The following is an 11436-nucleotide window of genomic DNA, read 5'->3' as shown; positions in this document are numbered from 1 at the left end:
TTGTCGCTCTTGATTGCCCTGCTTCAAATCCGGCCGAAGCCGGTCGCCGCTTAGGGCTCGGATTGTTCACGGTCGACTAGTGAGCACTCTCCAATATGTTAGGCTCTGTCGCAGTAGCGCAACAAGCTCAGTCTTTGGATGGGTGGTATGAGGATGAGACGACTGAATGTGTACAGGCTCAGTCTTTTTATCGAGGCTCTCGTTTTTGTCGTAAGCGCGTTCGGTGCGACGTGGCTTACCAGCTTTGTGAACGCGCCATGGTGGACATATGTGATTATAGCGGCCATCGCTATGGGCATGTTCGTCGCCGTGCGTGGGGTCCTTTCTGAGCCGCAACGTATGGGACTCTTGGCACACAACTCGGCAGCGACCTCTGCGTGAACCCAGACGCCTTGAAAATGTGCCCGATGCGTCCGGATTTTTGGCGGTGATCTTCATCAAATGCGATGAGCTGCAATTTCTGGCGACGGCCACGCTAAGGGCGGGCCTCCAGCACCATGTTGAACGGTGTCTCCGCGGCGCGACGCAATCGCTTGAAGCCGCCGCCGGTCACAACCTTGCGCAGCCTCGCCTCACCGGCCTGGGCTCCAAGCGCGAGCCCGACTTCCTGCGACACGGATGCGGGCGTGCACACGAAAGTGGAAGCGGCATAGTAAACGCGGCCGACGGGATTGAGGTTCGCCGCCAGATGATCATGCGCGAACGGCTCGACGATCATCCACGTGCCGTCCGGCTTGAGCGATCCGTGGACATGGGTGGCGGCGCCCGTCGGGTCGCCCATGTCGTGAAGGCAATCGAAGAATGTGACGAGGTCATAGGTTCCGGGATAGCTCTTGGCGGCCGCCACGTCGAACCGCGTGTTAACGCCGACGCCGGCTACCTCGGCCGCCTTGCGGGCGCGCTCAATCGAAGGGGCATGATAGTCGAAGCCGACGAAGCGCGAATTGGGGAAGGCCTGTGCCATGAGCACGGTCGATGCACCATGACCGCATCCAACATCCGCGACGTCCACGCCGCGTTCGAGCTTCTCGACGACGCCCTCCAAGGCCGGCAGCCAGGAGTCGATCAGATTGGCATTGTAGCCTGGACGGAAGAACCGTTCCGTACCGCGAAACAGACACGCGCTATGATCGTGCCACCCGACGCCCTTGCCGGACTGGAATGCCTGCCTCACCTTTTCTTCATCGAGCCACAGCGCGGACAGGAACTCGAATGCGCCTGCCATGAAGGCCGGGCTGTCTTCATCAGCGAACACCAGCTCTTGCTCGGCGTTGAGATAGAATTTGTCGCTCGCTTCATCGTAGTCGACGTAACCCGCCGCCGCCTGCCCGGAAAGCCATTCCCTTACGAGGCGTTCCTGGGTGCCGGTGCGTGTCGAAAGTTCGGCGGCCGTCATCTTGCCGCCTTCGCGCAATGCCTTGAACAGGCCGAGTCTGTCCCCCAGCAGGACTCCCGCGCCCGTTGCGATCGCACCGAGATCGCCGACCATTTTCCCCAAGAATGCGTCCAACTTTTCCTGATTCGCTTCAGACATCTGAATCTCCCTTTGGGTTCAATCTCTCCAGGCGACGGAGCCGTGCTCGTCATGAGGCGCCTTGAGCATCAGATGCTCGAAGACATGCAGATATCCCCGGCGGCTCATTCCGCGCTGCCGATCCTGCACCAGACCATATGGGTGACGACCGGCGCGGTGGTCGGGAATGACAGCCACCTCCATGCCGTTGAAAAGCAGGAAATCCGTCACTTTGCCCTCGTCGGTAACCGGCGGAGCCGGAGTGGTCGTCACCAGGGCAAGCCCTGTTGCAGCAGGTATCCTTGGGCAGCCTGTCAGAACATCGATGACTCCGGTTGTGGTGCCGGGGTGGGCGATCAGGGGCCAAGTGATTGTTCCGCGGCGGCTGTATGTTGTGGTAAGGTGATCATGCGAACTCTTGTTGGTCGGTCACGTGTTTTGCGGATGACCCGCATGTACTGTGCCAAATGAGAAAACCATTCAAACGCAATCCAGTAGATCTGACTGTATCCGACATTGTCGGAATTTGGACATCGCCGAACGCGAAGCGCTCGGGGCTTGTGACGATACTTGAGCGTGCTGCTTCGGAGGAGGGATGAGCCTCGAACCGGCCGCGAGGCCTTTTTCTGGCAACGGATATTCCGGCCGGGTTAGGCCGCGAGGAAAGCGACGGTGAATAAGAGGTAGAGGACCAACCGTTTTGAGCGGGTAGTTGCCGTGTTGCGCCCCCAGGCAAAGGCCAGCACCACGGAGCAGTATTTCTGGTGGCGATACTACAACGCCTTTTAGTGCCGGTTACCCGTTTTTACCCAGTTGGCCTGGTGCATTCAGAGCGAGCTCGTTGGAAACCGCTTATTGTGGCTATGAGCGAACTCGGGATGGAGGAGTGGACCCAAAAATTGGCAAAATGCCCCAGGGAGGATTACATGGGTCGCTCATTCCCCGTACTCGTTACAGGTGCGCGTCGCTTCGCAAACAGCTTGCTTTTGACTTGGCGTTTTTTGCCGTCTCGGCATCGCTCACTAATTCGGCCGCTGCCGACACCGTGAACTGGCGTCAATTCGAAGGGACCAGCATAACTTGGGCCTACGACATCCACCCCTATGCGGATGCTCTCGCTGCGCAATTTCCGGAGTTCGAGAAGCTGACCCGGCATCAAGGTCACGCCGGAACTCTACCCAGACGATTCTTACTGGAACAAGATGACGATCCAACTGACGACGAAGTCGCCAGCATGGGATGTGTTCGGCACTGGCATTCAGCCCGCGTAGGACCTCGCTCCGAGTGGCGCCCTGGAGCCGCTGGACAAATACCTGAGCGATTGGAAGCTTACCGATGCTGGATACGACTACATTACGTGGACATGATCAAGAAGTGCGCGGCTCCTTCCTTCGCGTCCGGCCGCAGCGCGATGACGATCGACTCAAATATGTTCGGCTTCTGGAACGATGTTGCGGGGAAGCCGGCATCCGGCAAGATCGCCTTCGCTCCGCCGCTGCACGCACCGAGCGCCACGAGCTTGGAGTCTGACATCTGGATCTGGGCTCTCGCCATGAACGCGGCTTCCGAAAAGAAGGGCACGGCCTGGCTGTTCATCCCGTGGGCCACCTCCAAGCAGGTGGCGCTCAAGGGTGCCCTTGCTGGCCAGCTCGTCAATCCGCCGCGCACGTCGACCTGGCAGACGACACCTGGACTAAGTACGCTTCGCAGCCCGAGTTCAACAACTTCGTTGACAGCTTCAAAAAGATACAGGACCAAGCCGCGCTGGCTTTCACACCGCGTGTCGGCTTCGGCGAAGCCATGAACGCATGGGCCGTGGCGATGCAGAAGATGGTAAACGGCGATGACGTCGAGACGACGTTGAGGGCGCTTGCCGAAGAAATCCGCACTGGCCTCTGATCAAAAGGAACAGGGCAGTACTATTGCACTGCCCTGTTCCCGCCAACGGCGGAGATCACGCCGTGTCACCCCAAGCACTTAAACCCAGCGTGCCGATGGCAGCCGAAGGACCTGGCGCGCGCGCCTCGTCCGGTTCGGCTTCGCTGGAGGGGCGTTCCATCGACTGTTTCAGCCTTGCAATCATCCAGGCGCTGGCCAAAAGCCAGATGGAGCGCCGGCTCAGGAACCGGCGCAAAAACTCGAGCCTGCCGGCGCTGATCGAGCTGGTGCTGGCGCGGCCGCTGGTGTCGGCAGGTCTGGTCGCGGCCGAGCTGAAAATTAGCCAGCGCGCTGCGCTCGGGCTGGTGCCGAACTCGGCATCCGTGAGGTGACCGGCAGGGGGCGCTACCGGGCGTGGGACCCCGTTTAGCTGCGGCGGGCTTTGGCGAAAGCGACAGCACTGATGATTTTTGCTGTACGCTCATTCTCCCTCATCTGCGCGTTGACAGAAAACCAGCAGGCGAGGGTCACAGCACGCTGTGCTCCCCGCGATTTCCGGAAAACCAATGAAAAACGACTTTGATCGATCGCGCGGGACGTATCATTCAACCATGTCGAGAACGGGCGTGACGGCACGTACACTATGGACCGAGAGAACTTTGTCTGGCGACTTTGCGCACGCTTGCAAAACTCTTCGGAAAACTTCCTTCTGTTGATCCAATGATCGTAATGAGCTGGAGTGGCATCGCCGCTCTCCTCGGTTCTTGCTCTCTCAGTTGAACTTGATGCTAGCCTGCACGAAAACGCCGTAGCGCTTTGCCTTCCAATCGTCGGCCTGCGGGGAACCACGACCGCCCATTGCCTCTTCGAAATGAGCGGTGCCGTTATTCGCCACGGCCGCAACACCGCCTCGAGCTGGACGCCATGCCCATCGCCGTCTTCGGGAATTAGCTTGATCTTGGGCGCATGTGGTGCTGCTCTTTGCCGTCGAGCCGCGTGAAGAGGAACGCCACGTCACCAGAAAGGCTGAGTCGCTCGGTGAGTTGCGTCTGCCCGGCCAAGCCGAGTCGCAGCGAATGCCAATCGTTGTCCTGGCTGAGAGGTTGACGTAGGTGGGACGGTTGGCACACAGGTTCCCCAGTTGGTCGCCTGCTGCGTGCAACCGAAAGCATCGTAGCTCTCGTGCCAGAAATTGTTGCCAACAAAAGCACCGATGCGGTAGCGCGGTGAGTTCAAGAAATTATATCCAAGATCGGCGGTGAAATAGCTGACGCCGCCCCCGCGCTGATCACTGAATGTGTTTGAGTAGCCCCCCATTTCCGTAAGAAGTCCTCGTCATGAGAAAATCCTCCCTGATGCCGCCCGCACCGAGGAGGCCTTTACGAAAATGCCAGTCGGATTGTGGACTCGAATGCGCGTCTAGATCGTCATAGGTGAGCCGCGAGACCAGTGACGTACCTTTATGATTGTAAAGTTCCTTCGATGCGTTGCCGGTACTGGCCAGTAACGTAGTCCACCCTCGAAGGAAAAGACTGAGGCCGCCGACCCGGCTACCGACGCCGACTCGCAATCACCGGCACTCGACGGCGGTTCGGAACTTCTCGGTGCCGCAGCGCCGGCCAAGCCGGACGGGCCCGGTGAAAAATTCGTCGTCGAGGGCAAGGCGCCCGCTGCTGCGCCCGGCCGCGCCGACGATTTTTCTTGGCCGCCAAGGCGGCAGCCTGCGGCCGGGGCCACAACCGAAACGACCACGGCGATCAGTCCGTAAGCTGCCCGGGGCAGCGGAAGGGCGGAAAGCGCCTTCAGGTGGCCGCACAAGTAGGGTCTCGAGACGGACTCAGCGCGGCAGCACGCTCGATCCCATCAGCGCCTCATCGATGGCGCGCGCCGCCTGGCGGCCCTCGCGGATCGCCCAGACGACCAGCGACTGGCCGCGCCGCACGTCGCCCGCCGCATAGAGCTTTTCGACGCTGGTCCTGTAGTCCCGGTCATTGGCCTCGACATTCTTCGAGCGGCGGCTGTCAATGGCGATCTTCATCTGGCCGGCCAGTTCCGACACCGGCCCGCGAGCGGCTGGCCCGGCAAAGCCGATGGCGATGAACGCGAGATCGGCGCGGATGACGAATTCGGTGCCGGCGATCGGCTTGCGCTTTTCGTCGACTTCGCAGCATTTGACCCCGGTCAGCTGGCCGTTTTCGCCGATGAATTCAAGCGTCGCCACCTGGAATTCGCGCTCGGCGCCTTCGGCCTGCGAGGATGACGTGCGCATCTTGGTCGCCCAGTATGGCCAGACCGACAGCTTGTCTTCCTTTTCCGGCGGCTGCGGCCGGATGTCGAGCTGGGTGACGCGCACCGCGCCCTGGCGGAAGGCGGTGCCGACGCAGTCGGAGGCAGTGTCGCCGCCGCCGACGACGACGACATGCTGGCCGCCGGCGAGGATCGGATGCGACGGCCACGCCACCGACTGGATCGGTTCGCCGCCGACACGCCTGTTCTGCTGCACCAGATAGGGCATCGCGTCATGCACGCCGCCGAGATCGTCGCCGGGAATGCCGGCCGCGCGCGGCGTTTCGGAACCGCCGCAATAAAGCACGGCGTCATGTTCGGCGAGCAGCTCGGCAACCGGCTTGTCGACGCCGACATTGACGCCGCAATGGAAGGTGACGCCCTCGCCCTGCATCTGCTCGATGCGCCGGTCGATATAGTGCTTCTCGATCTTGAAGTCGGGAATGCCGTAACGCATCAACCCGCCGGGCCGGCTCTCGCGCTCATAGACATGGACGTCGTGGCCGGCGCGGCCGAGCTGCTGGGCAGCCGACATGCCGGCCGGGCCGGAGCCGATGACGGCGACGCGCTTGCCGGTCTTCTTCTCCGGCGGATAGGGCCTGATATGGCCGGTCTCGTAAGCCTTGTCGGCGATCGCCTGCTCGACCGTCTTGATGGCGACGGGGATGTCCTCGAGGTTCAGCGTGCAGGCTTCCTCGCAAGGTGCGGGGCAGATGCGGCCGGTGAACTCCGGGAAATTGTTGGTCGAATGCAGGTTGCGGATCGCATTGTCCCAGTCGCCATTGTAGACGAGGTCGTTCCAGTCCGGGATCTGGTTGTGGATCGGGCAGCCCGTCGGCCCATGGCAGAACGGAATGCCGCAATCCATGCAGCGCGCGGCCTGTTTCTCGACCTCTTTGTCGGACATCGGCAGCGTGAATTCGCGGAAATGCCGGATGCGGTCGGAGGCCGGCTGGTACTTGTGCACCTGCCGGTCGATTTCGAGAAAGCCTGTTACCTTGCCCATAGTCCAGTTCCTGCTGTCCAGATGGTGCGCCTGGCGACGCCCTGCAGCTGGATCAGATGGGGCATCCCGTCCACACATGGGCCGCACCAAGTTGCCCAAAATTCGACTATGTACACTTGCCGGGCTCAAAGCTCGTGAGGGGCTCGCCATGCAGCCAGTTCTCGACTCTAATCGAAGGAGCCGGGGACTCCATCTGCAATACCACGTTGCGGTCCAAAGCTATTTCCAAAGGTTTCTGCACGAGCTGGTTTCCTCTCAGAGACGGCACACGGGTTCAGGGAGGAGCGCATCGCTCGTCTTGCCCCATTGAGTGCAGTCACAGTCACTCAGTCTCAAAAGCCATGCCAACGCGCTCAGCGCGCAGTTAGCGCCCATTGCTTCGAAAAACCTCGTCAGTGCCCAGATGTTGGTTGTAATGAACCTGACATTTGTCTGACGCTGTCAGCTTTTGGACACGCGATCACGCGCTTCGTGCCGCCAGATGGCCAGGCCGAGCCCTGTGTTGCCAGCGGTCGCTTCGATGATTGTACCGCCCCGCGCGTGCCACGCTGTTCGGCATTAACGATCATCGACAACGCAATGCGATCCTTGATCGATCCGCCGGGATTCTGGCTTTCGATCTTGACGAAGCGACGACACCTGCCGGTATCGAATCTCTTCAGTTCGACGACCGGCGTCTCCCCAATCAGATCGAGCACTGACAAATGGCGGACGCAGGCGAGAGGACGCCTTTGTCGACGGTCGGCGGAACATCTCGAGGCTCATGCGGCTGCGGTCTCCAGAATGTCGGCATAGTGCCGTTGCGCAATATCGGGATGCGAGCGCAGTCGGCTCTTCAGCAGTTGCGGAACAGGGGATTGTCGGGGTCGCTGGCGGGGCACCCGCTTCGGCAGCCAGTTCAGGCGGCAGGTCAAGAAACCGTATGTCGGCATCAAGCCGCGCGCCGAAGAAGAAGGGAATAGAAACAGTGCCCTTCGAAAGACCCAGGGCGACGGAAATCATTGCATCGGGCGAGTTCATGCGCCTGAAGCAGCGCTGGCTGCAACTGCTTCATAGCGACAGGCGGGCGGAGACTCTAGCGGGGCTTTCGCCGCTTGGTTGATTGAGGCTCTCGACGAAGCCACTAAGATTCGGCGGCCGATAATAGCTTGCTGCTCATTGGGACGCCGACCAACGCCGGGATTGAGAAAGGCAACCCTGCCCCACAAGGCGGGTGTCACACGTGCGGTGCGTCCGCTCGTCGCGCCGGATGGTCTTTGAGACCTGGGTTCACGGCTATTCAGATGCACCCCTGTCGGCTTTTCGGTGCAGGCCGCCAGGCGGCGTGTTGCAGCAGCGGTAATTAGTTTGAGAGCGTGCGAGCACGGGCTGCATAGTGAGATCATTTGCCGGCGTGGGGACCAAGGTGTGGCGCAGCCTTAGAGAACTCAACACCGAGACCGGAGCAACGGAGACGGCTCTTTCGTCGAGACAGTTTAATTGGAAGGCCGAGAAGCACCGGCTGGGTAGCGTCACGCCGCATCATTCTTTGCGGAGCTGGAGCGCGCGGGATCGCTGGAGCGGCTGGTGAAAGCGGTTGCCGGGGCGCACGCCAACAACAACACGTGAGCTGGCGCCTCGTGTGGCAAAAGGAGGGGGCGAGAGCCCATGGCCTGCAATGAAGCGATCAAGCATTGCGATCGTGGAACCAAGCTGCCTAGTCGACCATCCGGACCGCGGCCTTCAAGCCAGCTCGCCTTGGAATCGGCCTTCCAGGAATCACCGTCAAGGCCGACTCACGACCTTTTCGCCATGAGCCGCGAAGAGGGCATTCCGCCGGAAGCCGATGGCTGCCTTCTCTCGTTCATCGACGGCTATGTGGTGAGCGGCCATGTGCCGGTCGGCACGGTCAACAAGCTCTTGACCGAGCGGCCCGACATCAAAGGGCATGACGCTGCCCGGCATGCCGATGGGCTCCCCCGGCATGAGTGGCACGAAGGAAGCGCCCTTCGAGATTCTCGAAATCCGAAAGTCTGACGCGACCGGCGGCATCTACGCCACGGAATAGGAGGCTTCGATGATGGAATGCATGAGCGGCATGATGATGTTCGGCACGGGCCTGGTGTGGCTGCTTGTCGTCGTCGTGCTCGTCCTCGGGACGGCCGCGCTGATCAAATACCTGTTCTCCAGCGGCGGCAAAGGAGAAGGGCGTCGGTCCTCTTATCGATGCGTGGCCGCGGCAGGCCTCGGATTGGTCTGGACATTGCCTTGGCTCGCCAACCGGATGGCCGCGCCCCGGCCGCGGCGATAGCGCTAGGCAAGACGGTTTTAGCCAGGCGAAGGTCAGCGCGATTGGAAAGCCCGCTGCCTTCGGGACGCATGCCGGCGCCGGGACCGGCCGCGGTCGTCGGCGGCGGCTACCAGAGCGACATGCCGGGCTTCGGGAATGTCCTCACCGACGAGGAGATCCGGGCCGTTCTGGCCTTCATCAAAAGCACATGGCCCGAGCGGGAACGCGCCTATCAGGCAGATGAGCCGCCGGGAGCGGGAGCAGACACAGTGAGACCAATCCTAGCCGCGGAGCCCTCGAACGCCCCCAACCGGAATGCATTGTCCATGAAAGCGAAACCGTCGCTTGCGATTCAATTTCTGGCGCTGATCCTCGGGACCTCCGCGCTGGCCCACCATCCGGGCGCCGATCTCGACAAGATGAGGGACAGCGCGGAGAGGTTCTTCCAGGCGATCGACGAGCAGGCCGCGCCGCCTTTCGAACTGGCCGACGCGGACGGAAGGGCCGTCCGCCTTCCGATCTCTCCGACAAGATCGTGGTGCTCTACTTCATGACGAGGTAACCTTGGAAGAAGAAGGCGACGGCCACTGGCGGCAGGATGGCAAGCACGCTGGCCGCAAAAAGCGGCCCATACTCATAGAAGCGGGCCGGTTCTGTCGCAAATCGTGCTTTTGGCCACAACTGGACGCTTTCGCGCGCTTATGGACCAGCTCACATGACAGGGCTCGACGTGCCCCGGGGTGGCGCCCTACTTCCACGCTCGCACTGTCACACTCCCGCCGAAAGGCGGGTTTAGTGAGTTATGGCAGTGACTGTGCCACCAGTCCAAACGTCGAGTTTCGCGGCAACTTCGACGCTTTCCTTAGCTGACTTGCCCAAAACCAGCGCGGCCAAAGCATACTGCTTGCCGCTCCCGATGGCATAATATTCACCTTTCACGGGATCACTTGGCAGCCAATTGCCGTCCAACAATACGGCTTCCCCATTTTTGCGCACTATCAGCGCCTCAAATTCAAAATTGTCGTCGTTGCGCGGCACAGGAATATCAGAAACATCCATGCCCTTCTCAACCCAGTCTCGAACGGCCTTTGGAATACCCAAGGACGAAGAGGAAACGCCGATGAGTGTGCCGTCGCATAAGCGAAACACCTTCGTTTTCTCACCGACGGATACTGAGTCAAAACCCAAGGCTCGGCCGTCGCCAGCCATGGTTCCGTTCCTGTAAGCTATTGTTGTCATTGGCACCCTTCTATCGCTGCATCAAACTTCAGGACCTTGCGCATGTCCCCTGTGTCAAGGTCACTGACCGACGGCCTATTTGCCTGATACACGATACAGGCTGCGCTCCTTGAGTTCGCGCACGGGTGGCCGTCATCTTGCCGCCTTCGCGCAATGCCTTGAACAGGCCGAGTCTGTCCCCCAGCGGGAATGACAACCACCTCCATGTCGTTGAAACGCAGGAAATCCGTCACTTTGCCTCGTCGGTAACGGGCGGAGCCGGAGCGGTCGTCACCGGGCAAGCGCGGTCGCAGTAGGTATCCTGGGCAGCCCGTCAGACATGGATGGCTTCGGTTGTGTCATGCGACTTCTTGTTGGTCGGTCACGTGTTTCCGGATAACCAGCATGCGCTGTGCCAAATGAGAAAACCATTTAAAGTCAATCCAGCAGATCTGACTGTATTCCGACATTGTCGGAAATTGGACATCGCCGAACGCGGGCGCTCGGGGCTTGTGATGATACTTGGGCGTGCTGCTTCGGAGGAGGGATGCGCCTCGTACCGGCCGCGAAGCCTTCCTGCATTTAAGGCGCCAGATCAATTGAACGCGATGCCGGGCAGCGTCGCAGCGGCTAAGCCAGCCACTCGCATTGCTCCCTGACAGGATGGTGCCGATCCTGCTGAGATCGCATGCTGGCGCGACGTTGCTTTGCGGCCACCGTCGCGCCTGCCCGTGAACTGTTCGCGCCTGTGCTCATGCTCGCCTTGACACCCTCGATGGGTCCATCCGGGATGGTCAACCATCCGGAACATAGCGGGCAGGCGGGCATCTTCACCAGCAGTCTCTGTGTCGCTCTCGTGGCGGCAAACAAGATCGAGGCTGGCGGGGTGATGATCAACGGTCCTCGAACCATCGATTTTGATCGCGGTGGCCGTTCAGTGCGTTCAAGCACGAGGCGCCGTTAGACGGCACCGCAGCATCATAGCGAAGTGCCATGCAGGACGACTCCCTGCAGCATCGTCTCGCGCAGCCAAACACTTGCCGGATCACTGTTGTGAACGGCCGGGCGTTTGACGGCCTGTGACGCGAAAAGGCAACGGAAGATCTAGCATTTATGGGGGAAATGTTTTTTCGGAGTGCTTGACCCGCAGGAAGGGCAGGGCATGACTGCCTATCGCCCGACCCGGCAAGGCCGCACTCATGACCGGCTGGGCTCGGTTAATCCTGCATGCCGCGCCCATGAGGTTACTTGTCCGGAGTGCGTCGA

General features: G+C 60.7%; 9 protein-coding genes and 6 pseudogenes. 7 read left to right on the top strand and 8 right to left on the bottom strand.

The genetic code is table 11. The features are described 5' to 3' along the window. Nucleotides 1-475: 475 nt before the first annotated feature. The 3 genes and pseudogenes from P9273_RS31875 to P9273_RS31865 all read right to left on the bottom strand — a co-directional run bounded on the left by P9273_RS31875 (nt 476) and on the right by P9273_RS31865 (nt 3109). Complete coding sequence (locus P9273_RS31875; protein WP_024504268.1) at nt 476-1534, bottom strand: class I SAM-dependent methyltransferase; 1059 nt, start codon at nt 1532-1534, stop codon at nt 476-478. 57 nt (nt 1535-1591) lie between these two features. Continuing rightward, nucleotides 1592-1813 (bottom strand): annotated as a pseudogene (locus tag P9273_RS31870) (insulinase family protein); the annotation flags it as partial. A gap of 1053 nt (nt 1814-2866) precedes the next feature. Beyond that, nucleotides 2867-3109 (bottom strand): hypothetical protein, encoded by a 243-nt coding sequence (locus P9273_RS31865; RefSeq protein ID WP_224571023.1) that lies wholly within the window; start codon nt 3107-3109, stop codon nt 2867-2869. Nucleotides 3110-3112: 3 nt separating this feature from the next. Here P9273_RS31865 and P9273_RS31860 point away from each other — a divergent pair, with 3 nt between their 5' ends. From P9273_RS31860 to P9273_RS31850, 3 genes and pseudogenes are all read left to right on the top strand, one after another. Beyond that, entirely contained in the window at nt 3113-3412 is a 300-nt protein-coding gene (locus tag P9273_RS31860) for a hypothetical protein (protein ID WP_224571022.1), read from the top strand. Between the two features lie 188 nt (nt 3413-3600). Further along, a pseudogene (locus P9273_RS32500) lies at nt 3601-3821 on the top strand (helix-turn-helix domain-containing protein); the annotation flags it as partial. Between the two features lie 1143 nt (nt 3822-4964). Then, nucleotides 4965-5159: pseudogene (locus tag P9273_RS31850) on the top strand (DUF459 domain-containing protein); the annotation flags it as partial. A 69-nt stretch (nt 5160-5228) separates the two neighbouring features. On the opposite strand, the gene P9273_RS31845 reads toward P9273_RS31850, so the two are convergent. The 4 genes and pseudogenes from P9273_RS31845 to P9273_RS31830 form a co-directional block, all read right to left on the bottom strand. Beyond that, nucleotides 5229-6683, bottom strand: coding sequence for a glutamate synthase subunit beta (locus P9273_RS31845; RefSeq protein ID WP_063169408.1), 1455 nt, complete (start codon nt 6681-6683; stop codon nt 5229-5231). Between the two features lie 41 nt (nt 6684-6724). Beyond that, a pseudogene (locus tag P9273_RS31840) lies at nt 6725-6876 on the bottom strand (TlpA family protein disulfide reductase); the annotation flags it as partial. Nucleotides 6877-7166: 290 nt separating this feature from the next. Then, a pseudogene (locus P9273_RS31835) lies at nt 7167-7436 on the bottom strand (pyridoxal-phosphate dependent enzyme); the annotation flags it as partial. A gap of 8 nt (nt 7437-7444) precedes the next feature. Beyond that, nucleotides 7445-7649, bottom strand: a pseudogene (locus P9273_RS31830) (isopenicillin N synthase family oxygenase); the annotation flags it as partial. A gap of 825 nt (nt 7650-8474) precedes the next feature. On the opposite strand from P9273_RS31830, the gene P9273_RS31825 reads away from it, so the two are divergent. The 3 genes from P9273_RS31825 to P9273_RS32315 are packed head-to-tail and all read left to right on the top strand — an operon-like array spanning nt 8475 to nt 9506. Continuing rightward, nucleotides 8475-8699 (top strand): DUF411 domain-containing protein, encoded by a 225-nt coding sequence (locus tag P9273_RS31825; protein WP_372958899.1) that lies wholly within the window; start codon nt 8475-8477, stop codon nt 8697-8699. A 40-nt stretch (nt 8700-8739) separates the two neighbouring features. After that, entirely contained in the window at nt 8740-8973 is a 234-nt protein-coding gene (locus P9273_RS31820; RefSeq protein WP_127312611.1) for a hypothetical protein, read from the top strand. A 41-nt stretch (nt 8974-9014) separates the two neighbouring features. Beyond that, nucleotides 9015-9506, top strand: a complete 492-nt coding sequence (locus P9273_RS32315) for a c-type cytochrome (protein ID WP_244514239.1) — start codon at nt 9015-9017, stop codon at nt 9504-9506. Nucleotides 9507-9744: 238 nt separating this feature from the next. Here P9273_RS32315 and P9273_RS31805 read toward each other — a convergent pair whose 3' ends face one another. Next, nucleotides 9745-10161: a hypothetical protein gene (locus P9273_RS31805; protein WP_063169404.1), complete on the bottom strand. Its 417-nt coding sequence runs from the start codon at nt 10159-10161 to the stop codon at nt 9745-9747. 697 nt (nt 10162-10858) lie between these two features. Between P9273_RS31805 and P9273_RS31800 the strand changes: the two genes are divergently transcribed. Then, nucleotides 10859-11134 (top strand): hypothetical protein, encoded by a 276-nt coding sequence (locus tag P9273_RS31800; RefSeq protein ID WP_063169403.1) that lies wholly within the window; start codon nt 10859-10861, stop codon nt 11132-11134. Nucleotides 11135-11436: the final 302 nt, after the last annotated feature.

The sequence above is a fragment of the Mesorhizobium sp. WSM4935 genome (genome assembly GCF_029625735.1).
In the GTDB taxonomy this organism is placed as follows: Bacteria; Pseudomonadota; Alphaproteobacteria; order Rhizobiales; family Rhizobiaceae; genus Mesorhizobium.
Note: the sequence above shows the minus strand (reverse complement) of the source record. Positions and strands in the feature narration are given on the sequence as shown.